General features: G+C 35.1%; 21 protein-coding genes and 1 riboswitch. Of the genes, 6 read left to right on the top strand and 15 right to left on the bottom strand.

What is annotated here, in order from left to right; all coding sequences use genetic code 11:
* Positions 1-28 precede the first annotated feature (28 nt).
* From IGL28_RS06880 to IGL28_RS06890, 3 genes are all read left to right on the top strand, one after another.
* Positions 29-1,180 (top strand): cation:proton antiporter, encoded by a 1,152-nt coding sequence (locus IGL28_RS06880; RefSeq protein WP_010719107.1) that lies wholly within the window; start codon positions 29-31, stop codon positions 1,178-1,180.
* Between the two features lie 71 nt (positions 1,181-1,251).
* Positions 1,252-1,704 carry a MarR family transcriptional regulator gene (locus IGL28_RS06885; protein ID WP_063627145.1) on the top strand — a complete coding sequence of 151 codons (453 nt, stop codon included), beginning with the start codon at positions 1,252-1,254 and terminating at the stop codon, positions 1,702-1,704.
* Between the two features lie 173 nt (positions 1,705-1,877).
* Positions 1,878-3,080 carry an MFS transporter gene (locus tag IGL28_RS06890; protein ID WP_081127558.1) on the top strand — a complete coding sequence of 401 codons (1,203 nt, stop codon included), beginning with the start codon at positions 1,878-1,880 and terminating at the stop codon, positions 3,078-3,080.
* 113 nt (positions 3,081-3,193) lie between these two features.
* Here IGL28_RS06890 and pbp4 read toward each other — a convergent pair whose 3' ends face one another.
* From pbp4 to IGL28_RS06910, 4 genes are all read right to left on the bottom strand, one after another.
* The gene (pbp4, locus tag IGL28_RS06895) at positions 3,194-5,230 is read right to left on the bottom strand and encodes a penicillin-binding protein PBP4(5) (protein ID WP_128427663.1); all 2,037 of its coding nucleotides are present in this window, start codon (positions 5,228-5,230) and stop codon (positions 3,194-3,196) included.
* Between the two features lie 121 nt (positions 5,231-5,351).
* A complete protein-coding gene (locus IGL28_RS06900; RefSeq protein WP_438843927.1) occupies positions 5,352-6,233 on the bottom strand; it encodes an LCP family protein in 882 nt (293 codons plus the stop codon).
* Between the two features lie 79 nt (positions 6,234-6,312).
* Positions 6,313-7,506 carry an FtsW/RodA/SpoVE family cell cycle protein gene (locus IGL28_RS06905; protein WP_034698076.1) on the bottom strand — a complete coding sequence of 398 codons (1,194 nt, stop codon included), beginning with the start codon at positions 7,504-7,506 and terminating at the stop codon, positions 6,313-6,315.
* Between the two features lie 113 nt (positions 7,507-7,619).
* Positions 7,620-7,785, bottom strand: a riboswitch (M-box (ykoK) riboswitch).
* 458 nt (positions 7,786-8,243) lie between these two features.
* Positions 8,244-8,858 carry a flavin reductase family protein gene (locus IGL28_RS06910; protein ID WP_081127555.1) on the bottom strand — a complete coding sequence of 205 codons (615 nt, stop codon included), beginning with the start codon at positions 8,856-8,858 and terminating at the stop codon, positions 8,244-8,246.
* A gap of 228 nt (positions 8,859-9,086) precedes the next feature.
* Here IGL28_RS06910 and IGL28_RS06915 point away from each other — a divergent pair, with 228 nt between their 5' ends.
* Positions 9,087-9,857 carry an ankyrin repeat domain-containing protein gene (locus IGL28_RS06915; RefSeq protein ID WP_081127553.1) on the top strand — a complete coding sequence of 257 codons (771 nt, stop codon included), beginning with the start codon at positions 9,087-9,089 and terminating at the stop codon, positions 9,855-9,857.
* A 283-nt stretch (positions 9,858-10,140) separates the two neighbouring features.
* Here IGL28_RS06915 and IGL28_RS06920 read toward each other — a convergent pair whose 3' ends face one another.
* The 10 genes from IGL28_RS06920 to IGL28_RS06965 all read right to left on the bottom strand — a co-directional run bounded on the left by IGL28_RS06920 (position 10,141) and on the right by IGL28_RS06965 (position 18,033).
* Positions 10,141-10,614, bottom strand: a complete 474-nt coding sequence (locus IGL28_RS06920; RefSeq protein WP_081127552.1) for a YbaK/EbsC family protein — start codon at positions 10,612-10,614, stop codon at positions 10,141-10,143.
* 201 nt (positions 10,615-10,815) lie between these two features.
* The gene (locus IGL28_RS06925; RefSeq protein WP_128427761.1) at positions 10,816-12,576 is read right to left on the bottom strand and encodes a 1-deoxy-D-xylulose-5-phosphate synthase; all 1,761 of its coding nucleotides are present in this window, start codon (positions 12,574-12,576) and stop codon (positions 10,816-10,818) included.
* Positions 12,577-12,858: 282 nt separating this feature from the next.
* Positions 12,859-13,101, bottom strand: coding sequence for a GlsB/YeaQ/YmgE family stress response membrane protein (locus IGL28_RS06930; protein ID WP_010719097.1), 243 nt, complete (start codon positions 13,099-13,101; stop codon positions 12,859-12,861).
* A 36-nt stretch (positions 13,102-13,137) separates the two neighbouring features.
* Positions 13,138-13,683 carry an Asp23/Gls24 family envelope stress response protein gene (locus IGL28_RS06935; protein WP_010719096.1) on the bottom strand — a complete coding sequence of 182 codons (546 nt, stop codon included), beginning with the start codon at positions 13,681-13,683 and terminating at the stop codon, positions 13,138-13,140.
* Between the two features lie 12 nt (positions 13,684-13,695).
* Entirely contained in the window at positions 13,696-13,884 is a 189-nt protein-coding gene (locus tag IGL28_RS06940) for a DUF2273 domain-containing protein (RefSeq protein WP_010719095.1), read from the bottom strand.
* A 12-nt stretch (positions 13,885-13,896) separates the two neighbouring features.
* A complete protein-coding gene (gene amaP / locus IGL28_RS06945; RefSeq protein ID WP_010737641.1) occupies positions 13,897-14,460 on the bottom strand; it encodes an alkaline shock response membrane anchor protein AmaP in 564 nt (187 codons plus the stop codon).
* A 690-nt stretch (positions 14,461-15,150) separates the two neighbouring features.
* Positions 15,151-15,309, bottom strand: coding sequence for a cyclic lactone autoinducer peptide (locus IGL28_RS06950; RefSeq protein ID WP_081127549.1), 159 nt, complete (start codon positions 15,307-15,309; stop codon positions 15,151-15,153).
* Positions 15,293-15,889 carry an accessory gene regulator B family protein gene (locus IGL28_RS06955; RefSeq protein ID WP_081127547.1) on the bottom strand — a complete coding sequence of 199 codons (597 nt, stop codon included), beginning with the start codon at positions 15,887-15,889 and terminating at the stop codon, positions 15,293-15,295. The genes IGL28_RS06950 and IGL28_RS06955 overlap by 17 nt, the downstream gene beginning before the upstream one ends.
* A 108-nt stretch (positions 15,890-15,997) precedes the next feature.
* A complete protein-coding gene (locus IGL28_RS06960; RefSeq protein WP_081127546.1) occupies positions 15,998-16,744 on the bottom strand; it encodes a LytR/AlgR family response regulator transcription factor in 747 nt (248 codons plus the stop codon).
* 2 nt (positions 16,745-16,746) lie between these two features.
* Positions 16,747-18,033, bottom strand: coding sequence for a sensor histidine kinase (locus tag IGL28_RS06965; RefSeq protein ID WP_034698104.1), 1,287 nt, complete (start codon positions 18,031-18,033; stop codon positions 16,747-16,749).
* A gap of 640 nt (positions 18,034-18,673) precedes the next feature.
* Between IGL28_RS06965 and IGL28_RS06970 the strand changes: the two genes are divergently transcribed.
* Both IGL28_RS06970 and IGL28_RS06975 read left to right on the top strand, forming a co-directional pair.
* On the top strand, positions 18,674-19,147 hold the full coding sequence (locus tag IGL28_RS06970; protein ID WP_081127544.1) for a DUF2975 domain-containing protein: 474 nt from the start codon (positions 18,674-18,676) through the stop codon (positions 19,145-19,147).
* Between the two features lie 8 nt (positions 19,148-19,155).
* A complete protein-coding gene (locus IGL28_RS06975) occupies positions 19,156-19,377 on the top strand; it encodes a helix-turn-helix domain-containing protein (RefSeq protein WP_081127543.1) in 222 nt (73 codons plus the stop codon).
* Positions 19,378-19,500: 123 nt separating this feature from the next.
* Here the strand turns inward: IGL28_RS06975 and IGL28_RS06980 are convergent, their stop codons facing one another.
* Positions 19,501-24,660, bottom strand: coding sequence for an LPXTG cell wall anchor domain-containing protein (locus IGL28_RS06980; RefSeq protein WP_081127630.1), 5,160 nt, complete (start codon positions 24,658-24,660; stop codon positions 19,501-19,503).
* Positions 24,661-25,095 lie beyond the last annotated feature (435 nt).

Here is a 25,095-nt window from a genome sequence, read left to right on the forward strand (position 1 = left end):
ATTGAATAAAGAAAGGTTTGACTATCTTATGGAGTTTATTGGTATCTTGTGTCTAATCCTTGTTGCAACTACAATTGGTTCGCATATTTCAAGAAGATTTGGGATTCCGGCTGTTATTGGGCAATTGTTAGTTGGTGTATTACTAGGACAAGCAGGACTTGGCTGGGTTCATCCAAATATTTTAGTTCATGATTTTTCTGAAATTGGTGTCATTTTGCTGATGTTCTTAGCAGGTTTGGAAAGTGATTTATCCTTATTGAAAAAATATTTTAAACCAGGAATGTTTGTAGCACTTTTAGGAATCCTCTTCCCTGTCTTTTTCGGTTGGCTTACTGGCGAGGCGTTTCAAGTAGCAAATAATGAAGCAATCTTTTTTGGGATTATTTTAGCTGCGACTTCTGTTAGTATCTCTGTCGAAGTACTAAAAGAACTGAATGTTGTGAATACGAAGGAAGGATCAACGATTCTAGGTGCCTCTGTCGTTGATGATATTCTGGTTGTTCTAGTGCTAAGCTTCAGTTTATCTTTTTTAACAGGTAAGTCTACGAGCAACCTACCCCTTCCTTTACTCTTGTTGGAACAACTATTCTATTTCTTATTTATCTTTTTATTAGTGAAATGGATCGCTCCATTTTTAATGTCTCTAGCAGAAAAAATCTATGCGAATTCAGCCATTATCATTATGTCATTAGTCATTTGCCTAGGAATGTCTTATTTAGCAGACCTGATTGGGTTAAGTTCAGTAATTGGGGCATTTTTTGCTGGGATTGCAGTGAGTCAAACAAAAGTAAAACATGAAGTTTACAATAATGTTGAAGCTTTAGGATATGCAGTATTCATCCCCGTCTTTTTTGTGAGTGTTGGTTTAGAAGTAGATTTTTCTAACTTTAGTGAACAGATACTATTTATTTTGATTTTGACACTCGTAGCGATTCTGACTAAACTTATTGGCGGATATATTGGAGCAAAATTCTCTGGTTTTTCTTCCAACAGTGCACTCATGGTAGGAGCTGGTATGATTTCTCGTGGTGAAATGGCACTGATCATTTTACAGATCGGACAACAAAGCAACTTGATTGAAAATCACTACTACTCTCCTTTAGTGATCGTTGTTTTGTTAAGTACTCTGATCTCACCTCTGATTCTTAAATATTTCACTAAAAAAGTATACGCCAATTAACTTACTATCTATCAATGAATGTTGTGATGATAATGTCCATTCGTTATACTAGAGAAAAAGGACGGTGAAAAATGGACTCAAGACTTAAATTGATTAGTGAGATGGTCGATCTGACTAACGAGATCACTTGGCGTAATAAACCAAAATTAGAACAAGTACTCGAAGGCTATTCTTTAAATGAGATCGACTTAATCGAAAAAGTAGCATCAATTCCAAATCCAAATGTAACCAAATTAGCAAATGCTAGTTACATGACTCGTGGAGCGATTAGTAAGCTAACTAAAAAAATGATCACTAACGGCTTACTTGAAAGCTATCAGAAACCTGAAAATAAAAAAGAGCGTTACTTTCGCCTGACAGCTGAAGGTCAGCGTATTAACAAAATGCATCAAAAGCTCCATGAAGAATTTCTTAAAGAAAATGAGGTCGTTTTTCAACAAATGACTAAGGAAGAGTTTGATACTGTTTTTCGTTTTATCGGTCGCTTTAGAGAAAATTTAAAAAGAACAAAACTAGAAAAATAAAGTGCATGTGTAATCAACCGTGATCTTAAGATCACGGTTTTTTTTGCTCTCTGCTTCGTTAGATTTCATTCTTCTATCGTAGTATCTCTCTGTTTATTGTTGACAAGGAAACAATAAACAGATACTATATAAAATGTTTCCTGGGAAACATTTTATAGCTAAGGAGTTTTGATATGAATACAACAATCAACAAACATGCACTCGTTTTTGGTTTCACTTCGGTCTTTTTGATTGGATTAGGGTTAACAATCGTTAATCCGGTCATCCCATTTATGGTAGAGCAATACACAAAAAACACACAGCAACAAGCAACCACGGTGACACTACTCAGTGCGATCTATGCTTTTTCCATGTTTTTAGCCGCCCCTATGTTAGGCGCACTCAGTGATCGGTTTGGTCGGAAAATTATTTTGATCAGTAGTTTGTTTGGCTCTGCGATTGGGTACTATTTATTTGGCTTTGGTGGAGCTTTATGGATACTTTTTCTTGGTAGAATAATTGAGGGGCTGACCGGCGGTGAAATCTCAGCTATTCTAGCCTATTTTGCTGATTTGACGCCAATTGAAAGTCGAACAAAATATTTTGGATGGATTAGCGCGACGGTTGGGATTGGAACTGCAGCAGGTCCTTTGATTGGTGGGTTCTTGGCACAGTACGGACCAGCAACTCCCTTATACGTTGCCTCCTTTTTGTCTTTGAGTAATGCGGTTTACGGTTATTTTTTTATGCCTGAAAGTTTGACTAAACGTGAACGTACAAGAAATCTTTCTCTTCAGCAAATCAATCCCTTCAAGCAACTCCAATTGGTTTTCACTTTTCGATCAGTCAAATGGTTATTGATCACAGGTTTTTTGATTTGGCTACCCAACGGTTCATTCCAAGCGATTTTTGCTCAATTTTCAATTGATACTTTCCATTTATCGCCAATCATCATCGGTTTTACTTTCTCGTTAATTGGCATTATGGACATTATTGCTCAACTGTTGATTATGCCGATTTTATTAAAATTTTGGCGAGAAAACCAGATCATCACTATGGGTATTACCAGTGAAATGATTGGTTATTCTGTCATCATCCTTTCCGCTTTTTATAGATCGATCCCCTACTTTATCATCGGCATGGTCTTTTTCGGGCTAGGTGATGCGATTTTTAGTCCTTCCTATAATGGTTTGATTTCAACGTATGCTAGCAAAGAGGACCAAGGGAAAATCCAAGGGGCTTCACAAAGCATCCAAGCATTAGCTAGAGTGATCGGTCCGATGATTGGTGGTCAACTATATGCTACTTTCCATCATACGATGCCATTCATTATTGGATTCATTTTATTAGGTTTAGCTACTTTTGTCGTTAAACCAAAAGTAAAAAGATCATTCTAAAGCATCCCTATATAAAAAAACTAATCGAGTGACTGTAGTATTCTAAATAATTTAGGTTTCCTAGCCCAAATGTAAGTAGTGACTACAGTCATTGATTAGTTTTATTCATTCGTCTATTGATAGTTTTGATTCAAGTATTGGAGCAACTCAGGTGCACGTTTCGTTGCAGAATCACCTTCTGCTTTATCTTCTAACATGCTGATCATGAGATAACCATTTGTATCAGGATTCACAGCAAATAGGAAGCTATTTTCTTGTCCTTTTTCATCTTGTTTTTCTTTGATTTCCGCTGTACCAGTTTTTGCTGCTATTGGTATGCCTAAAGCAGCTAAAGAATGAGCGGTACCATTCGTATCTTGAACAACATCTTTCAAATCTGGCAGAATCGTCTGTACAGCTGTTGTAGCAATGACATTTTGTTTAACTTTCGTTTCTTTATCCATCTCTAATTTTGGATAAACGAGATTTCCATTATTAGCAAAAACAGAATACATCGTTGCTTGTTGGATCGGATTGATCAATAGTTCTCCCTGTCCATAACCAGTATCTGCTAATAAGATTTCTGACTTAAAACTATCCTTATTTGAGATTTGTGCGGGATTCATGCTGATCGGCAAATCTAAGTCTTCCCCAAAAATGAATTTATTTAATCCTTCGCGGAATTTCTTCTCACCCATTTTCAAGGTTTCTTGAGCCATATAGATATTATCAGAATAAATCATTGCGTTTCTCAGATTGACTTGAGGCACATCGCTGACACGAGTAACTTGATACGATCCCCATGATTGGTCTTTTTGCCATTTCAATCCATTGATCGTCAATACTTCGTCTGGATTCAGCGTTTGATTATCTAATCCGATTGCGGCAGTAATCATTTTAAATGTAGATCCGGGAGCGTAACCGGTAGCAAAACGACTAATAAATGGTTGATCTTTATTTTCCGTATAGGCTTGATAATCTTCTTGAGAGATTCCATTTGTCATTTTGTTTGGATCATAACTTGGAGAGCTCGCTAATACTAACAACTCACCCGTTTTTGGCGAAGTCGCTACTGTTGAACCCGCTTTTCCACCTAAACTATCAAATGCGATTTTTTGAGCATCGGCATCAAGAGTTAATTTGATATCCTGACCATTTTTCACTTCTTGATCGATCAATACTTCTTTTTCTGTCCCATCAGCATCCGTAATACTCAATTTCCCCCCATTGGTGCCACGTAGTTCTTTGTCATAAGTCATTTCCAGACCAGAACGACCAATTTTACCATTACTACTTAATTCAGCATTCTTTTTGATATCTTCTGCTGAGATATCACCAACATAACCAATCAATTGCGCTGCTGCTTCGCCTAACGGATAGGTGCGACCATCAACTTCTTGGATCGCTGCTCCGCTTGGTAATTCGGGGGTTTGTCCATCAATGATTTTTAGAGGAACAAAATAGTCCGGTTGTACCCAACTTTGAGAGATAGCTTGATTGATTTCATCTTCTGAAAGATCGAAAGCTGCAGCAATTGCTTTGATGTTTGCTGTTTTCTCTTCTTTTTCTCCCAGCTTTCTAGGAACGATCCCTAACTGTTTCAATTTGCCCGTCGTTGCTAATTTCTTTCCATTTCGATCGAGGATATCGCCTCTCTTAGCTTCCTCACTAGTCAGACTTACTTTGTCTGTATCTTCCATTTGAGGAAAAATCAAGTTCGGCTGCCAGTTGATTTTGATCTGATCATTTTTATTTGTCAAAGTTCCTTTATATGATAGGTCTTTTAATTCGCCTAAGCTTGTATTCATTTTAGCTTTATAAGAAAAAGAATAGGTTTCACTATCTTTTTTCGTCACTTTTAAATTAGAGATTTCCAAGCCTTTTATGGCCACAGCTCCGTAAATGTTTTGGTATTTTTCAAGAGCTTCTTTTTCAGAAATTGTCTTCTTAGTCTGTGAATCAATTTGTGTGTATGACATCGCCTTTTTGTAATCGCCAGTACTCAAACGTTCCGTAAACTGTTGGATCGTTTTTTCTCCTGCTGAAACCACTTGCTCTTCTTGCGTTTTTTGATAGTAAAAATACCCGCCACCAGCCGCAAGAACTAAAACAAGGGCGCTTGTTAGATACACACCAGTCTTGTTCCTGCGATGATTGTCACTTCGTTTCATTTTGTCCCTCCGCTCACATTTTCTTATCTTAACTTCTATCCATTTTACCATAAGAAAAGAAGCTAGAACACAACGACAATCGCTTGTTTCTAACTTCTTACACTTTAAATAAAATGTAAATCTATTGGTCTAAAAACTGATTGATTGCTAATTGATTTTTTTCTAAATCAAGTTCTAGTACACTACCAGAAGGTGTGTTATCATTAAAATTCCAACTACCTTCAACTGGTACAGATAACGTATCAATTGGTTTGTCATCTTTTAAGAAATCAATACCACAATCAATTAATACACTTTCAGGTAAATTCGTTTTAATACTTCCCAAGAGTTGACCGATTGCTTTTGGTAATTTAAGGATGGAAGTCACATCTTTTAATTGCTTAGAAATTGCTTTGATCACTTGTTGTTGTCTTCTGATCCGTCCAAAATCTCCTTCAGCATCTTCTCTAAAACGCGCATATTGCAATAAGGTATTCCCATCCATCGTTTGTTCACCTTTTTTGATGTATACACCATCCAAATCTAAATCTTTCTCAGCATTGATATCTACACCGTTAGGGAATAGCTCATTGACACAATCAATGAAATCTTGGAAGGTGATACTTGCATAATAAGGTGTTTCAAATTTGAAATTTTCTTTCAATGTTTGGTTCAAAAGATCAATCCCGCCATATGAATAAGCTGCGTTGATCTTATCTTGACCATGCCCAGGTATATCTACATAAGAATCACGCATAATCGAAACCAATTTTGCTTTTTTAGTTTTTTGATTATACTGAGCAATCATCAAAGAATCTGAACGTCCATTCTCTTCTTTCGACCGGGCATCAGAGCCAATCAATGCCACATTGATAATCTTAGGAACACTTTTGGCTTCTACTTTTGGTACATCGTCTGCTCGACTCGTTGAAGAATAACCATGAACAAACTCAAAAGAAAAATAGCCGATGACAATGACGACTGCCGTCAATAGACCTAAAATCACTTTTTGAAATGTTTTCATTTTCGATTCCTCTTTCTAACCGAACCTCTTACTTGAAATATAGCCATTTTTTTATTATGATAGTCCAATTGAGAGATTCTTAATTGTTCTTGTTTAACAGTTCAGGTTTCTTGAGTTGTAACCTCTCAACCTGCTTATTTTTCTCTTTCACTTGTCGAGACGAGATATTCAAAGCTAATCCAATAGCAAAAGACAAGATTAAATAGCTTGTTCCTCCGTAGCTGACAAATGGCAATGGTACACCTGTCATTGGAATTAAACCAAGGATACTTCCAATATTGATACTTGTCTGAACGAGTATCCATGTCCCTACACCAATTAAGATCAAAGTTGCCTGTTGGTTCTTTTGTTTCGTACTCTTTTGGAAGATTCGCATACATAATAAGAAAAGCAAAAACAAAACAAGTAATGCGCCTATCAACCCAAACTCCTCAGCAATGACTGAGAAAATAAAATCTGTTTCGGATTCAGGGAGATAACCTTTTTTAGTTATACTATTCCCCATTCCTCGACCAAATAGGCCACCGTTGTATAGTGCATAGTAAGAGTTACTCATCTGGTATCCTGCACCATGTTCATCTAAAAAAGGATTATGAACCATTGCGATTCGGTCATAAGCGTGTTCAAAAAATGAAGGTAACAAATGATGCTTTTCAAGTAGTAAAACTAAGCCAGCTACTAAGATCAAGCTAGCAATCGCTGCTCCGATAATTATCAGCCCTTTTTTAATGGGAATAGCTGCAGCCCAAAAGATAGCTCCAGCAATAGCTAAAATCATCAGTGCTCCCGCAATTTTAGGTTGAAACAAAACAAGCACGGCGATTCCGCCCACGATCAACACTGGTATATGAAGTTTCTCAGGAACACTGCGGTCATTTCTAAAAAAACGACTTAAATATAAAATCAAAAAAATGGTTGCGATTTCTGACGGTTGAAACTGGATTCCAGCGATTGAAACCCACCGCTGGGCACCATTAACTGTTACAGCAAAAATCCCGAGTTTCATCATCGCTAATAATAAGCCCGATACAATCAATCCAGCTTTTATTATTCTTGGTTTCAGTAGAACTTGTAATCTGATGGAATAGGTCAATACAATTACTCCCCAACTAAGAATAATAAACAAAAATTGCCGAATAAATAAGCTTTTAGGATCACTTCCTGCTACCAATAAACGATAGGAACTAGCACTATATATCTCTAAAAGACCGACAATTGACAAAGCCAAATAAGGGCCTAAAATCAACCAGTCGATCTTTCTGTTTTTCCACATCGCATATCCCCCTCCTCTTACACAAGTTAGGCGAACACGAGCAGTTAAATATAGAATCAGTTATAGAATATAAGAAAAGGTCAGAAACCTTTTCGAACAAGAATTCTGACCTAGCATCATCTCATCGTCCGAGTTTTAGCACTATACAACGTAAAGAAACACTCTTAGCTATTTGAAAAAGCCTTAATCCGACAATTCCTGTTTGACTCATTGGCGTCTTTCGACGTTTCTGAGCAATAGCATATGTTTGTATAGGAGCCTCACCTAACAAGGTTATTACTATTTTTATTTTTTACAGAGTTAATAGTAAGCTTCTTTAACTATTTTAGCAATCATTTATTTGATAAAAAAACAAAATTAATCAATCTTTAATATATTTCCCCTTTTTAGGAAGTCGTTTAGTATGAAAATACCTTGCTGACTTGATTGATTTTTCTGTTTTAATTTTCTTTTTTTCACTTTTCGGAATAAATTTTCAAGTTATCTTAACATTTACATACCAGTTTATTCATGCATTAAAAAGTCTCATATTTGCCTTTTTACTTGCCTATTTTAAATAAAACTTTAAATCATTCGGTTTACCTAAAAAAACTTTATTGTTTTTTATAACTAAAAAATGTTTTAGCTAAATTTTATTTCTTACTCCATTCATGAAAGAAATGAACTTACGCCAATATTATAATAATATTTTTAGGATTATACATCCTCTAAAAATAACATATTTATCGTCATGTGGTTCACTTTGGCCTAGGGATGGTAAAGATTTCCCCTAAGGTTGCATAATCATTCCCTGCTAATCGACTAACTGGTTGTAGTTTCTTGGGATTGATCTTCCCAGATACTGGATCATATACCTCTTCATTTAATTGATACGTATGGATTTTTAATAAGAAAAGATCGGCAGTAACTTTTTGCTCATTCTTAATTTCGAGATGGTCATATAAATCTGTTTCAAAAACAATTTTTGACTCATTGATTGGTGGAATTGAACCATTCCTATTTATTTTCGTAGTCAAGTTAGTCAAGGTTAGCTCACTTTCTTCTTGCGGAAGAGTTGCTGCTGTTTTATTGACCTCCACCACATTTTGCTCATCTAAAACTTGGATAATTGCTTCTTTCCTTATTAAGATATTTTTAGCAGTATCTTTCATCTGCTCATTTTTTCTTTGGACAGCCAACGAAACGATGGGTGGATTTGAACTAACGATATTAAAATAGCTGAATGGCGCAATGTTTAAGTTCCCTTTCTCAGTTAATGTTGAAACAACAGCTACTGGTCTGGGAATAATTGAACCAATCAGTAATTTATAATTTTCTCTTTCTGTTAATTGAGATGACAAACGTGTAAACATCTACTCCCCTACTTTCATTTGACAGAATCAAAAGCTGTTCTCCTGTCTAGATTTAGTCAGACACTATTTTTTACTATCTATCATTGTTCTTTTTTTGTCAAGAATCCGTCTTGGAAGCGTTGCTTATTACGTTTTTGCCTCTATATAAAGAGCTGTGCATTGTTTAGCAAGTATTTATTTTGCTGTTTATGGCTATTTCAACTAAAATAATATGGAGGAGGCGTTTTCATGAAATCGTATTCAATCCTATGGTTATTCCCTACGTTATTGGTATTTGCAGGATGTGCCGATCATTCCTCTCAATCAAATGGTACTAATACTAGCACGAATTCGATTGTTTTGGATTCTACAACTTCTGCGCCTTTACCAACTAATCCCAACCATCCATCAAAGGAGGAAACACCAATGTCAATTGCTCCAGGTCGCTTGTTACAAGCTGTTAGTGCCGAGGATTTAAATCTAGTTCAAACGTTGTTAGACCAGTCAACTGCGATGATTGATGAACAAAATGAAAAAGGAGAATCCCCATTATTGATTGCTGTCCACCATAATATGATCGATATTGCAAAAATCCTCGTTGATCACGGTGCGAACATCAACTTACAAGATCATATTCAAGATAGCCCTTACTTATATGCTGGCGCACAAGGAAAAACTGAGATTCTTGCTTATATGCTTGAAAATAGTGAACCTGATCAGTCGATCGTTAACCGTTTTGGTGGTAATGCATTGATACCAGCTGCCGAAAAAGGACATTTAGCCAACGTCAAACTTTTGCTAACCGATGGTCGTGTTGATATTGACCATCAAAATCATTATGGCTATACTGCCTTGATTGAAGCTGTGGCTTTGCGAGATGGCTCAAAGATCTACCAAGACATCGTCCGAGAATTATTGGCTCATGGTGCAAATAAAGAATTGCGTGATAATCAAGGAAAAACTGCCGAAGATTATGCCAGAGAATTAGGATATGATCAACTACTATCTCAATTAACTTGATTACAGGGTAAACAATAATTTCCAAATAAAAAAGCTGATGATCGATGTTTTATAACAAAATGACACTTTTGTTTATAGCTTAGACATTTGCTTTTTTGTTTTACTTTCACGATCGTCTCATCGTTTTCGTCTGAACCATGTTCGATTTACTTTCTGATCAGCTAAGCTTTTTGGTATGGAACGTCACATCTGCGCCTTTACTCATACGCAGTTTTTCTATCACGAAACCTTCGTTAAACAAAAGATTTCACTTAAGATGAACCTGTTTCATTATGGTTACAGGTCACTCGACTGTTGGTAATACATACGTTTTTATTTCTAATACTTGAATGATCTTATCTAAATCTGCCACTTTGACTACCATGGTTTGATCAGGTCTACCAGGTGCAAATACTAATTTTTCCTGAGCGAATATTTCTTCATCAATAATGACAGGAACAGATGATTCATAACCAAATGGTGAAACAGCACCTGACTTTTGTCCCGTTTCCGCTTCCATTTCTTCAGCCGAAACAACTGACACTCTTTTACCAATCAGTTTGCTTAATTTTTTAAAGTCGCTTCTTTTAGTCGTGAAGGTTAAAAAAATATAGCGATTGTTTTGTTTATCTTTTAAATATAAGCTCTTCGTCTCAGTACCGCTAAATCCTTGTTCCTCTTTTACAACTAACGCATCCTCATTGGTATAAATCGGACGATGGCGATAAAGTTCAAACTCAATCTGGTTTTGTGTAAATATTTCTTGCAAATCAATCAAAAAAATACCTCCTAAAAAATAGATTATTTCTTTACTTTTCTATTTTATGGGATTTTTATCGATAAAAGCAATGTTTATTTCATTACTCGTTCGGTTTATCCCTAACTGTGTTTACATAATATAAATATAGTTTATTTAAGTCGGATTTCTTAAAAAAACAGAGTAAATTCGTTTGATATCACGAATTTACTCTGTTTTTTTCTATTGATTTAAACTGCTAAGACTATCTGCTACGATTTGTTTTGGTGTCAAATGATAACGTTCATACAATGTTTGAACAGGTACACTATCAGTAAACTCTTTTTGAGAACCAAAGTTTAGAACTTGGATTGCTGAATCTCCATAATAACGACTGATTTTTTCACCAAATCCGCCCGAAAGACTACCATCTTCTAAAGTGATAATCAATTGGTGATTTTCTTTTAATTCTTCTAAAGTTTCATGATCAAGTTCGGTGATCGTTCCAGGGTTAATCAAAGTGCCTGAAATCCCCTGATTCACAAATTCTTCTAAAGCTTGTTTACCTAATTCAAGGAAGCCACCTAGTGCTAAGATTGCAACTTTATCTCCAGCAACCAAGCGTTGGTAACTTGGAATAGCGTAGTCTTTTGCGATTGCTTCACCAGATGTCACACCATGAGCAGGGATTCTAATAGCAACCGGTGAATCGGTTTGCGATAAACTCCAATTCAACATCGAAAGTAAGTCTTCCTTCGTAGCTGGCGCTAAATATTTAATATTAGGAATACTTGAAAGATAAGGAATATCAAAAGTCCCTTGGTGGGTACGATCACTTCCTGAAATGCTTGCTCCTCCAATTAGAATGACTACTGGATTTTCGTTGATCGCTAAATCATGAGATAATTGATCATATGCTCGTTGTAAAAACACACTTGAATGGAATACCACAGGTCGAATCCCTTGAGATGCTAAAGCAGAAGCAAATGTGATCGAATGTTGTTCTGCAATCCCCACATCAAAGTAGTGTTCTGGATGTTTTTTTTGAAATTCCTTTAAGCCAAACATTCCTGGAATCGCAGCATTCACAGCCACGATAGGCGTTGCACTTGTTTTCGTTTTTTCATCAAGATAGTTCATAATTATTTGATTAAAACTTTCACTAGTAGGAGCATTTTTCGCTTCGCCTGTTTCTAAATCAAACGGTACATGCCAATGATATTTCATTTTGTTTTCGACGGCTGGCTCATAGCCATGACCTTTTTCGGTGTGAACATGTAAAACGATTGGATGGTCAATGTCTTTAATTTCTCTGAAAACCTCAATTACTGTTTCTAAATCATTACCATCCGCAATGTAGCGATAATCATACCCCATCGCTTTAAATAAATTATCATTACTTGTCCCATTGCTTTCACGAAGCTCTGCTAAATGACGATATAAACTTCCCTGATTCTCATCAATGGACATTTCATTGTCATTCACTAAAACGATCAAATTAGAATTGATTGTTCCACCATTATTCAAACCTTCAAAAGCTAAGCCTCCACTTAAGGAACCATCCCCGATAAAAGCAATGATATTTCCTTTCTCCTGTTTCAAATCACGGGCTTTTGCAAGACCGACCGCTAAACTGATCGAAGTTGAAGTATGCCCCACAGTAAAATAATCATGTTCACTTTCATGTTGATTGGAATAGCCACTAATTTCGTGGTAGCTTCCCTCCTCAAATCCATTTTTACGACCAGTTAATAACTTATGTCCATAAGATTGATGGGAAACGTCCCAAACAATTTTATCCTTGGGCGAGTCAAACACATGGTGGAAAGCAATTGTTAATTCCACGACACCCAAATTTGGTCCGACATGTCCTCCGATCGCACTATTTTTTTGTAAAATCTTTTCTCTAATTTCTGTAGCTAATTCAGACATTTCGTCTATCGTTAGTTTTTTTACCTCTGTTGGACCATTGATTTGGTCTAAGATGTTTGTCTTTATACTCACTATTCTCTCTCCTTTTGCAATAACATGTCCGAAAAGAATAACTCATTTCGGTCTTACTAATTGTTACCACAAAAGATATTGTACTACTTGGAGTCAACTCTAAGTCAAGAGGATTTTGAGTAAAACTTCACAATAACAATGATATTTTTATTCTAAACAGCTTACACGAATAAACTTTACTAACTGGACCGAATTTTTTTAAAGTAGATAAAAAAAGCTGAGACAATAATTGTCTCAGCTTCTGATTTTATTTATGATCGATCAAATGATCCGATCAATTTCTTACAGTTTACGAGCAAAGAATGATACGACCAATACAAGAATGATTGCACCAATCAATGATGGAACGATTGCCATGCCCCCGATACTTGGTCCCCAAGTGCCAAGTAAAGCTTGTCCGATCGCTGATCCAACTAGACCTGCGACTACGTTAGCAATGATTCCCATTGAAGAACCTTTATTTGTAATAGCCCCTGCAATTGCTCCGATAATACCACCGACGATTAATGACCAAATAAATCCCATTTTAATTTCCTCCTAATTTCTTTTACTAACAATCAATTACTGAACACGTGGTTCAGTGTTTTCTTTCACTTTTTGTGTTCCTTTATTCATAGCTGCTTTTGCTTTATCTGTTTGTTTTGAAGCAAATTGACCAGTTGATTTAGCAGCATCTGTCACTTTGTCTTGGACAGTTTCTTGATCTTTTGCATATTCTTCTTGTGTTTTGATATCAACTACATTCACATTCACTTCGATTACATCTAAATGTGTCATATCATTCACTTCACGGCTGATCAAGTCTTTAATTTGATCATAGATATTTTCAATATCTTTTCCGTATTCTACAACTACATCTAAGTCAACAGCTACTTGTTTTTTACCAACTTCTGCATTGATTCCTGCTGTGACATTATCCGTGTTCACTAATTTTTCAGCAATGTTTGAGAAGAAACCGCCATCTAATGTTAATAAACCGTCAACATCTTTCAAAGCATAACCGATGATTTTTTGGATTACTTTATCTTCGTAAGTTAATTCTCCACGTGAAATATGGTTATTCTCAGATGTCATTGTATTTGTGTTTTTGATTTCTTTGTTTTCCATGTCCAGTTCCTCCTAAGATTTAAAAAATTGATCAAATATTTTTGTTTCTTTCAAATAAAAACCAATGCCTGCACCTATAGCAGTCATGATTAATATTAGAAGTGTTTTAAAAAATCCAACTGTTATCCATAAAACAGCTAACAGTAAGCCAAGTCCCCCGAAGATAATAGGGAGCTTGTACGCTGAAAATATCTCTTTCATGATGGGCCCCTCCTATTCTACTCGAGCGTGCTTGTGTGCATTACTGTCGTAATCTTCAAATCCACTATAAGTAACAGCTACAGCGATGTTTTGTTCAGTACCAAGTACTCGTGCCACTTGTTGTTCAATGTCACGCATCAATTCTCCTGTTTTACCAATTAAAGAGGATGTTCGTTTTAAATCCCCTTTTACATGGACATTGATTTTATTTTTTGTTGAGCGTACTCGAACTTTTGGTGAACCAACAAATTCTTCTTCATGTAATTGTGATCGCACAAGCCCTTCGATTGCTTTCTTGTCTAAAGTCAGTTTTCCATCTTTTTGTTTTAAAACAAACGTTCCTTTGGATTTTGGATAGAAAAGAACAACTAATAACAAAATAAGCACAAGTATAGCAAAAACGACAGCTGTCCAAAATAGATATTGTTGCACGTAGTAGTTCGTTATGACAAAAAATCGAAAACGTTCCAACTGTTCTGGCATCATATACGGTGCGTTGATCAACGCAATCCCTAAAAGCACCGTCAGCAAGAATAAACTTGCAAGAATACCGACGATCTTCCACCCTTTATTCATTCTCCACCTCCTACTTCTAATTGACCGTGATCACACATGTTATTTACAAGATTTTATAGAAAGCGCTACCATGCCATGCTAATACTAATAGCCTTTTTTCACTTTCTATGACAATCATTCATAAATAACGTTTCCCTCCAATAGACTGTGTTGCCTTTTTTCTATTGGGTATATTTAAAGGATAGTAGTCTACATTAAAAAATGCAAAGATAATGCTCAGTTATTATTACAAAAAACTATCAGTTGCTATGAAAATTTTCTAATATTTATCATTTCCTACTCTCTTTCTTCTTTCTTATCTGTAAAAAACAGATAAAATTTCTTTCCAAATATCTTTTAAATGAATTATACTTAAGTAAAGATCATTTGAAGAAATGGAACGCTTTAGCCATGTTTTTGAAAAAAGGGGTGTTGTGAGATTATGGTAAAGAAAATAATTTATGCTCTAATAACTACCTTAATTTATTTAATCGTTTCTAATGCAGGGAATTTATTTTTTGGAATTTCAAAAGAATTTAGTTGGACAACGACATTATGGGAATCTTTTTTCTTTTTTATATTTGTTTTGCTCTTACAAAATTATCGAAAAAAATAAGTCTTAGGGTCAAAATAGCAACTACTATTTTTGATCCTAAGACTTATTTCGTATGATGAATTCTTTTTATTCCACTAGTATTTCGATTTACAAGTTTATTTTTCGATTTGTTTCAATGCTTCAGGTACTTTTGGTTCATAAATAATTCCTGTACACATTGTTCCTTTACCTATAGCTTCTGTAGCAACAGCAATAGCAACAGTTGCTAAAATTCGCATATATTTTAATTTTCTTGAGCTAATTTTTTTTAACATTTTCTTCATCCTTTCTTTTTTGAACAAACATTAAAAGGGTTGAGATCATCATGCCTAACAACAGTAAGGTACGAATACGGTTATTTGATTGAATCCCACCAAAAATAGTAAGGAACAAACTGACCACTATCATCTGGCTCTTTCCATTTAGCAAAGAACTTTTCGCCGGTCTTTGTGCGATCACTATCCCTTTGAACCACAAGATCAAGCAAATCATGAGACTGCAGATCACAAAGCTGGCTCTTGTGACATCTACAGCAAAAGTAGTAACTAGATATGGTAATAAGACAAAGAAAAATAGACTTAAGACCGTACATACATTACTATCTCTTGCATGAAAACTTTTTGTTGTTCTTCTCATTAGTGTAAATGCCAAATGGGTAGTTAAAACCGGCAGAATAATATGAAGACACCCAGCTAAACAGTAGATAAAAAATATCTTTGAACTAATTACCAGAAGAACAGCTAATCCATATTCCATTTTTGCCAAGTCAATTTCTGACAATTGTAATTGTCTTCCTATCCGCTTACTAATTGTTTTTGAAACTTTTTCTTCTAAAGATATAGATTCTTCCGACATTTGATCCGCTCCTTTTCATCTATATTATATTTGTTTTTTTATAAGATAGTTGGTTTTATCAAAAGTGAACGTTATTTGATCAAAAGTGCGGAATACTTGGAGATGTAATCAACAACTGGTTAATTTCTTGAACTGATTTACTACTTTTTTTAAATGACGAGTAGAAACTAAACATTTTGCTCCATTGGCCATAGTGATCACTCGTTCTTTTTTATTGATCTCTTTCACATTCATCAGATTAACTACATAAGATTGATGGCAACGACAAAATACCTCATACATACTTTCTACTTCTTTGATCTTCCCTATATACTCAATTCTGCGGTTATCTAAATAGACGATCAATTTATGGGGTGTTGGACTAGATTCAAAATAAAATATTTCATCGACATATAACTTTACATCAACTGGACCATTCTTAATCCAAATTTGGGGTCTAGTTTCCAGATTTGTATTCAAATAGCGTTCAATTGCGACGTCAATACATTCCGTCACTCTCTTTTGAAAGGTATCCATATTATCTTTAACGATGTAATCTAATGCTTCTACTTTGTATAAAAAAGTTAAATAGACTAAATCTGTATAAGTTGTCACAAAAATGATTTTTGCTGTTGGGTCGTAATCTCTGATTTTTTTTGCTAACTCGATCCCATTTAAATCCGTTTTTAGATCAATATCCAAAAAATAGATTCCTTCTGTTTTATGTTTTGAAATAAACGACAAGATCATCATTGGATCATCCGTAGCAAATTGGAATTGAACATCATAGTCTTTCATCAATAAATAATTTGTAATCATCCGAGTAAGCTTATTACGATGAGCAATTTCATCATCACAAACAAATATTTTTAACATTACTAGCCCCTCATTCCACTAATCGTTATGATTTGTATAAAGCGATTGTTTTCAATTTTTGTTTCTAAAAAAACATTCTCATTCAAATGAACAAGCTCGTCCAGATTCGTTAGACCTAGTCCTTGATTTCCTTTTTTAGTAGTAAAATTCACTTTTTTCAATTCATGTAATTTAGGAATACTCGAACGACATTGATTCATTAAGACAAAAAAACAATTTTTGTCTTCCTCCATAATAGTCAATTCAATTTTTCCCTTTTCTAAAAAGGCTGATTCTTCAATTGCATTATCCAGTATAATCCCTAGCATACGAACAAGTGTGACTGTTGAGATAGCGATATCCGTAATGGGTGTTGGAATCATTACGTTTACTTCGACACCCTTTTGGCTAGCCACGTATAATTTACTCAAAATAATGCTTTTTATCTCTCTAATTTTAAGATTTGAAATCGAAGCAATTGGGAGATTGTTTTCTTCAAAAATCGTTTCTGTTGCTTTGATACTTTGATAAAAATACTTTTGCAGCCCTTCAATATCCTTTGTTTGAATATAATCCTCTATTGAAAACAAAATATTCTTATAATCGTGTTTAAATTTTCGTAATGCAAGATAATTATTTTCGATCTGTTCGCTGTATTCAATCAGGTGACGCATTTCTTTTTGCTGTTCTCGTGTTTCGAATTCTTTTTTCTTGATAAAAAGTAGTACACAATAAATTATGGTAGACATTACACCATAAAGAACCGTAAATAATTCATTACTGATAACTAGGAATCTTGCTAAAACAGAAAAACGATCACTACAAATGTTAATAAAATAAACAATAATCGTAAAAAAAACAACGATGGCCGCTATTTTTAGAGTCGTTTTATCCCTAATAATCTTTGGTATGACCATTTTTTTTAGAAAAACAGTAACGATCCACAAACAACCTGTTCCTAAAACAGCTGTAAAAAAATCGCTGATATCCCAACCTAAAATTTTATATAGATATTTGGCTGTTCCATCAATGAATATGTAGAAAAATAAAATAATCGAAGGATAAAATATCGCTATATCAATGTTTCGATCAATGATATAGATACTTAGACATAACCCAGCCCATAAGATAACTGTCGCTATGATATTGATCCATTGATATAAAGCAATATAAGCGATTACACTAACAAACGAAAACAACTGAAACTTTTTATTTGATAAAAGATTCCTTAGATAACCAAGAGCCATAAAAACAGTGTAAAGCTGACCAATCAAAATTAGGATAAATAAACTTTCTTCATTTAATTTCATTTAAACTTCCCCTAACAACTTAATAATTTTATCTGAAATTTTTATCCATACTTATATAACAATTTATACTAGCGTATTTTGTTTCTCCACTCCCCACAACCAAACAAAATAAAACAATTAGTTATTTGTACACCTAATTTTAATAACGAAAAATAGGGATAAATTTTTCCAACCAATCATGATCTTCGCTGTTATTTGTGATTTTAGCATATTTACTTTAGATTTGGGAGGGTATAAACATGATAATGATACGTTTTTCTACTTAAAAGTTCTGTTATTTAAAACTATCGCAAATGTAATCTAAATTAAATATCTTTTTTGCAAAAGATATGTTATAATTAATCTATTGCGATAAATATTTTATGCGAGATTTTGATTTGTTTTGATGAAATTTAATCCCACTGGCGTAACTTCAGGGTTACAAGGATGTATTAGTGGTTAGGGAATACATTGTTTAAATGAGAAATAGTCCATTTTTAGTAATAGTTTTACAGCTTTAAAATATAATATGATTCGTTAGAACGCCTTTTCTTTATTGAAAAAGGCGTTTGTCCATCCTTTTATTTATCGTTTATCGATAAATAATTATTGATAATGAACAAACCTCATGCTATACTAATAAAAATTTAGGAGGCATTTTATGAAATCCAAACTGTTCTTTATCCAATTAATCGTTTCTGTTTTTTGTTTTGTTCCCCTTCTCTTGGGAACGCTATTAACTATTCAATTGAGTACAAAACCTACAAATCCATTTAGCAACTGGCAAACTACACTATTTATTCTAGTTCTTTACCTGATCCTTCTAGTCACTTTGTTGCTCAATTTCTTCCTGCTCCGCTTAGTCAAAACCTTCCCTTCAAAGGAAACTTTTACTAAAAAGAGTCTCAAACTTAGCAGTAAAATCCGATCTTGCCTTTTATGTATCACGATCCTTGCATTTGGTATTTTGCCAAAATTTTACCAAATAGCTGATATGAGCGATAGTCCAGGAATCCTACTCATCGCTTTCGTCTTACTCTTTATCCCTTTTTTTATCTACATCCTTTCAAGCATTTTGATTGATTTACTCAAACAAGCCATTTATTTAAAAAATGACTATGATTTAACAGTGTGAGGTGTCGAATGTCTATTATTATCAATTTAGATGTCATGTTAGCCAAGCGAAAAATGAGCGTGACCGAACTGAGTGAAAAAGTAGGTCTTACGATGGCTAATATCTCTATTTTAAAAAATGGTAAAGCAAAAGCGATTCGGTTTTCTACGCTCGATAAGATTTGCGAAGTTTTAAACTGCCAACCAGGTAATATCCTCGAATATCAAGATACAAGCCAAATGAGAGAGTAGCTCATTTCTTTAGTTGAGTGACACCAATGAAAGCTAACTACTTTCTAATCAATCTGAAGACCGACAAAAAAGCCCACGTCAGCTGTAGTCTAGCTAACGTGGGCTTTTTAATAACTGATTATCTTATTTTTTAGAATTTTTATTTGCTTTTCTTTTTCTCCAAAACAGGATGATTCCCGCTAAACTAACAATCAAGACACCTGATACAGTAAAAACCGTATTTTTTGTTTCATTGGTTTTTGGTAAATTACCATTTTTTGCGCCACTTGTATTGTCTCCATTTGAGTTCTTTTTTTCTGAATCTGTTCCTGTGATCTCTTTATCTTCAGTCATGCTATCTTCTGTACCATCTTCTAAAGCACCATCCGTCCCTTTTTCCACCACTTCATAAGCCGCTTCAGTTTCAGTAGAAAAACCACCATAGGAACGGTCAGCTTTCACGACTAGTTTAGCAACACGATACCCCAAAGAGGAAGTATCGATTTCTGTTTCAGGATCTAATGCAACCGTATAAGCAGTTTTCGGCAGCTCTTTGCCATTGACTTTAACTTCTTTCAAAAGATTTTTAAGGTCCACACGTTTCGTATCGATAACTATTTGCGCTTCTGTTGGTGTCACGGTAAAATCTCCTGTTGGTTCAAACCCATATTCAGTCACATTGTAATACGCATAATTGGAACCATAAGTGTAATTTCGCTCTTCTTCTGCCATCAAGACATTCCCACTTGGATCGGCATGATACACTTTAATTTGATCTCCCACCGAAACTTTTAATGGTTCCCCACTATTGAATCGATTAATCGATTGTTCAATTGTTTGCGTACCGCGAACTTCGTATTTATATTTACTGCTGTTATTTGTAAAAACTTCAATCCCATAGTAAATTTCCATGTCATCATATTCTGTGATACGGTTCGATAAGTCACTTCCGTCTTCTCCCTGTAATGATTGGAGTTTGATTTGTTTGTTTTCTTTTATCAAACTGTAGGCACCTACAGTATCGCCATCTTGATTTTTTAGTTGGATCGTACTTCCCCACTTCACTTCGTAAGGCACTTCCACTTCTGTAGAAGTCACCTCATCTGCGGTAGACAATTTCACTTTTAACATTTTCTGTCCAGTGGTATTTGTATCAAAGTCAGAAACTTGTTCGACATCATATAATGTCGTCTCTAATTTTTGACCATTGAAAGTGACATTTTTAATCAAATCCATTCCATCAATGTCACTGGTATCTTCGCCCAAGGTAAATTCATGCGAAACTGTTTCAGCCTCCATCTCAGTGATGGGAACAAATTCTTGACTGGCCACTTGATAATAGGCGTAGTTGGAACCCGCTGTATAATTTTTCGACAAGTCATCTCGCATCAATAAATTATTCTTCGCCTCTGCATGATAAACTTTAACGATGTCCCCTTCCTCAATCGGTAATGGTTGGCCATTATTAAACCCATTGATCGCCTGCCACACTGTCATATTGCCCGTCACATCATACTGGTATTTTATTTGTTCCGATAATCGAGTAGTCGGATCTAAGCCCATAATATTTTCGACAGTGACACCTGTTTTTTCTTCGGACTGATTTTCTGGATTTCCTACTATTTCGATTCGATAGTAAGTATCGCGACCAAAGGCACTATTCACATGATCCGATAAAACGGTGGAATCATCCCCTTTGCCAGCTTGTATCGTCCACTCTCCGCCTTGTTCCACAATACTATAAGCGCCCACATTCTGGTCATCTAACCCTTTAAGTAAGAAAGTACTTCCCCAAGCCACTTCATAAGGAACATCCAGTTCAATATCTGCTGAGCCATCTTCTGGCTTAAGATTTAATTTGACTTCTCTTTTACCAACAGTAGAGGTGTCCATTTTAGAAAGTTGCGTAATCTTATAATTTTTGCTTTCCACCCGTTCACCATTGATCGTTATATTCGCTAATAGCTGACTCAAGTCTATATTTTGAGTGTTTTCCATTAAAGAAAAAACTTTATTTGGTCCTACAGTTTCAATTACCGGCATGGGCTCAAAACCATAAGAAGTTATGCGGTAATTAGCATATGGAGAACCATAGGTATAGTCCTTTTCTGTTTCATTTACCAATAAGACAGAGCTACCGTCTGAACGTTGGGGGTGATATAGTTTTATGATATCACCTGCTTGGACATTCAATTTTTGTTTCGAGCCAAAATTAGCCATTACCTCTTCTAACGTCGCATAACCCGGTATTTCTTGAGAGTAAATAGATCGCCCTTCACGCACTATTTCAATGGAATAGTAAAGTGAAGAATCGGTACTAATTGGTGCATTAAGATCGGTTTTTAATCCTTGGTTAAAGACTAATACCCGATTCGTACTGGAAGTTCCCGCATATAATGAAAAGGCCCCGGCTGATTGTCCATTCTGAGCTTTTATCAAAATAGTTTTTCCCCATTTGACTTCATAGGGAACGTCAATCTCTTTTGACACCAGCCCATCTTTCGTATCAATACGTACTTTGATCGTTTGTGATCCTGCCACCGAAGTATCAAAATCACTCATTTGTTTGACTGTATATAGATTACTAGCCACTATCGTTCCATTGACCGTAATACTATTGATCAACTTCGATCCATCAACGTTACTGCTGTCTTCACCCAAGATAAATTCTTGAGGCATCGAATCAGCCGCTACCGCTAAAATTGGTTCCAAGCCATATTCAGTGACTTCATAATACGCATAATCGGAACCCATCGTGTAATCCTTGACTAATTCGTCTTTCATTAATAGATTTTTCCCAACAGAATCGGCATGGTACACTTTGATCACGTCACCTTCATTGACATCCAGCGGTTTTCCCTCGTTGAAGCCGTAGATGGATTCACGAATCGACTGATTGCCTATCACTTCATAACGGAACTTGTTAGTTGTCCCCTGTAAAATTTCAATGGAGTAAAAGGTACCTCTGCCAAAGTAGTTATTGACTGGCTCGTCTAATTCTGTACCTTCTACGCCTTGGCTAGCTTTAATCTGCCATTGATCATTACTTTTTAGTAAACTGAATGCACCAACAGTCGATTCTTTCAACCCCTTTAGAACGAAAGTATCACCCCATTTCACTTGATAAGTGACTTCAACTTCTTCAGAGACTAAACCATCTTTTGTGGTAATATTGACTCTCATCGTTTGCTTACCAACTGTTCGAGTATCCCCCCCATCGATAAGGTTGATTTTATACTGTTCATTCGAAGTTAATTGATCATTAAGACGTATATTTTTGATGAACTCTTGTGGATTCAATTGGTTGATATCTTCGCCTAAAAAAAATACTCTTGCGCTTTCAGCTGTTATTACGGGAGCTGGGTCTAAACCATACGCTGTTACACGATAACGAGCATTCTCTGTTCCGTATGTAAAATCTTTTTCTTCTTCATCAATCATCACGACCGAGCTATTAGCTGTTTTCCCTGGGTGTGTGATTTGGATGATATCATCTATTTTAACGTCTATTTTATTCTCTTTATCTCCGAAAGCATTCATAATTTCTTGTAAAGTTGCCCGATTTGTTACTTCTTGCGTATAGATCGTTCTCTCATTACGTAAAATATCCAACCGATAATACAGTTTAAATGGATCTTGTAATTTTCCTACCGCCACGTTTAACGGTGATTCTAATCCTTGGCGAATCGAAAGAGCTGCGGAGTCATTATTTGAGTTACTGACATCAAGAGTGAAAGCACCTGCAGAATGGCCATCAATTGAACGCATTAAGATGGTATTGCCCCATAATACGTTGACTGTAGTGGTTCCTGTTCCTTTAATCCAGACACTCGCCTCAGAAGTTTTTTTCTTAACTGTAATGTTTACTTCTTTTTGACCAATAGTCTGAAAATTTGTATCGGTTGTTTCGTCCACGACCAATTCTAGCTCATTAACGTCTACTTTCTCACCTAACAGTGTCACTTCTTCTATATAATTTTTAAAATTTGAACTTAAAGAAGGGTAGGATACTCCTAATATTCGTTCTTCTAATGGTTTTAATTTAACTTCTAAACCTGGATTGGAGATAACTTCAATTTGTACTGCACTATCTGCAGTACGCCCATCTGAGGAGGTCGCTTTCGCCAGACAAGTTTGAACACCCTCTTGATTCATATCAGGGGCTTTGACCCATTCAATTTTATATGTAGACTCTTCATAATGATTCACCACATTAAAATAATCGGCTGCTTTTGGAACAGCACCATATTGTATGACTTTATGTTCTCCTGCTTTTGGTAACATCTCTAGTGGCAAAGGCATAATCGTAATCGGCACAGTGACTTCAAGCGTTCGTCCAGAGTCATCACTGACTACTATTCTCGCTTCTTGCACTCCTGGCTGACTCGTATCAGGAGATGTTTTCCATTCATATTTTACATTTCCTCGAGTATTCTCTACTGACTCAATATATTCTACAGCTTTAGGTACCTCATCACCTTGTTTAAGCGTATGTACGCCATCTTTTATTGAAGCTTTCAATTTCCCAATACTTGATTCTGCATCAGGAAAATCTACTGAAAAATCAATTGCATCATATTCTTTAACTATCCCATAAAAGTAAGTAGGGTAATAAAAGATTTCCATAGGGAAAATCTCGGGTTGGTTTGGCGCAATTTTCAGACGAGTGAATGTAACCTGATAACCCCAAGTATTTAATTGAACCAATTTCATTCGCCAATTTCCGCTTTTTGAATCTACACTAAAATGTTTACCTTCTGGAATAGTTCCATTATGTGGTGCCCCTTGAGGTAATAAATATATTGTGTCATTCTTTATCAGAATGCCATCACGAGGGAGATCAGGGTCATAAGCTGGTTCCATAAGACCTATCTGATTGCTATAATCAAAGTCTGAAACAAGTATATATTCTTTTAAATTTACTTGTTCATCTACTTTATAATTTAAGTTAATCTCATCTACTGTAAATCTTATCCTAACATTCAAATATTTTCCTAAATACGCAGAAGCTGTCTTCCTAAGTTCTCCACGTTGATAACTGGTTAGCACAGAGTCTCTAGAAGAAATTGTTGTATTTTTTTGATCATCTTCTGAATCTACTAGGTTATTATTATCTGCTTTTTCACTTGTTTTTTTTTCTTTTCCCTGATTTGTTTTTTCAGTTCTTTTTGATTTTTGACTTATAGATCTGCTTTCATTTGTAGGCAACATCGAACCTGCTCCCACGATAGTCCCACTATTCGTTTGACCGAGTATCAATGCAAAAATCAACGCACTTTTCAATAATCGTTTTTTATCTTTCAACATAATCCTCCCTTGATTACTCTATTAAGAAAAAAATTTTTCTTTCATCAAGAAGCATATAAGGAATTATTTTATCGTACAATGTCATATTTTACCAACAAACCAGGAAAAATAGACTTACTTCAAATCGTTATTTTTTAAATTGTACTATAAATGTAAAAGGAAATGAAAAAAACTGATATTTATGGGATTGATGAATCATCATTGATTTTTCCGTTTCATTTCAGATAGTAAAAACGCTGAGTAAAACTGATATTACAATAAAATTTACTTTAGATAGAATTCCCCCACCCTCTAGATGTGGTTAATGAATAAATTTCAACAGGATGATTATCGTAGTAACTTGAAACCGATATGTACGTTTAGTTAAGCAGATATCATTTTTAATTTTGTTATAATAACAATAATTTTAGTTATACATATAATAAAATAGTT

Source organism: Enterococcus sp. AZ077, assembly GCF_051714965.1.
GTDB classification, from domain to species: domain Bacteria; phylum Bacillota; class Bacilli; order Lactobacillales; family Enterococcaceae; genus Enterococcus_B; species Enterococcus_B hirae.

What these genes read in the sequence shown, in the direction of transcription:
- IGL28_RS06935 (WP_010719096.1), bottom strand. Translation starts at nt 13,683, where the DNA reads ATGGAAAACAAAGAAATCAAAAACACAAATACAATGACATCTGAGAAT.
- amaP (WP_010737641.1), bottom strand. Translation starts at nt 14,460, where the DNA reads ATGAATAAAGGGTGGAAGATCGTCGGTATTCTTGCAAGTTTATTCTTG.
- IGL28_RS06900 (WP_438843927.1), bottom strand. Translation starts at nt 6,233, where the DNA reads ATGAAAACATTTCAAAAAGTGATTTTAGGTCTATTGACGGCAGTCGTC.
- pbp4 (WP_128427663.1), bottom strand. Translation starts at nt 5,230, where the DNA reads ATGAAACGAAGTGACAATCATCGCAGGAACAAGACTGGTGTGTATCTA.
- IGL28_RS06880 (WP_010719107.1), top strand. Translation starts at nt 29, where the DNA reads ATGGAGTTTATTGGTATCTTGTGTCTAATCCTTGTTGCAACTACAATT.
- IGL28_RS06940 (WP_010719095.1), bottom strand. Translation starts at nt 13,884, where the DNA reads ATGAAAGAGATATTTTCAGCGTACAAGCTCCCTATTATCTTCGGGGGA.
- IGL28_RS06975 (WP_081127543.1), top strand. Translation starts at nt 19,156, where the DNA reads ATGTCTATTATTATCAATTTAGATGTCATGTTAGCCAAGCGAAAAATG.
- IGL28_RS06930 (WP_010719097.1), bottom strand. Translation starts at nt 13,101, where the DNA reads ATGGGATTTATTTGGTCATTAATCGTCGGTGGTATTATCGGAGCAATT.
- IGL28_RS06905 (WP_034698076.1), bottom strand. Translation starts at nt 7,506, where the DNA reads ATGTGGAAAAACAGAAAGATCGACTGGTTGATTTTAGGCCCTTATTTG.
- IGL28_RS06955 (WP_081127547.1), bottom strand. Translation starts at nt 15,889, where the DNA reads ATGTCGGAAGAATCTATATCTTTAGAAGAAAAAGTTTCAAAAACAATT.
- IGL28_RS06910 (WP_081127555.1), bottom strand. Translation starts at nt 8,858, where the DNA reads ATGTTTACACGTTTGTCATCTCAATTAACAGAAAGAGAAAATTATAAA.
- IGL28_RS06970 (WP_081127544.1), top strand. Translation starts at nt 18,674, where the DNA reads ATGAAATCCAAACTGTTCTTTATCCAATTAATCGTTTCTGTTTTTTGT.
- IGL28_RS06890 (WP_081127558.1), top strand. Translation starts at nt 1,878, where the DNA reads ATGAATACAACAATCAACAAACATGCACTCGTTTTTGGTTTCACTTCG.
- IGL28_RS06965 (WP_034698104.1), bottom strand. Translation starts at nt 18,033, where the DNA reads ATGAAATTAAATGAAGAAAGTTTATTTATCCTAATTTTGATTGGTCAG.
- IGL28_RS06950 (WP_081127549.1), bottom strand. Translation starts at nt 15,309, where the DNA reads ATGTTAAAAAAAATTAGCTCAAGAAAATTAAAATATATGCGAATTTTA.
- IGL28_RS06960 (WP_081127546.1), bottom strand. Translation starts at nt 16,744, where the DNA reads ATGTTAAAAATATTTGTTTGTGATGATGAAATTGCTCATCGTAATAAG.
- IGL28_RS06915 (WP_081127553.1), top strand. Translation starts at nt 9,087, where the DNA reads ATGAAATCGTATTCAATCCTATGGTTATTCCCTACGTTATTGGTATTT.
- IGL28_RS06885 (WP_063627145.1), top strand. Translation starts at nt 1,252, where the DNA reads ATGGACTCAAGACTTAAATTGATTAGTGAGATGGTCGATCTGACTAAC.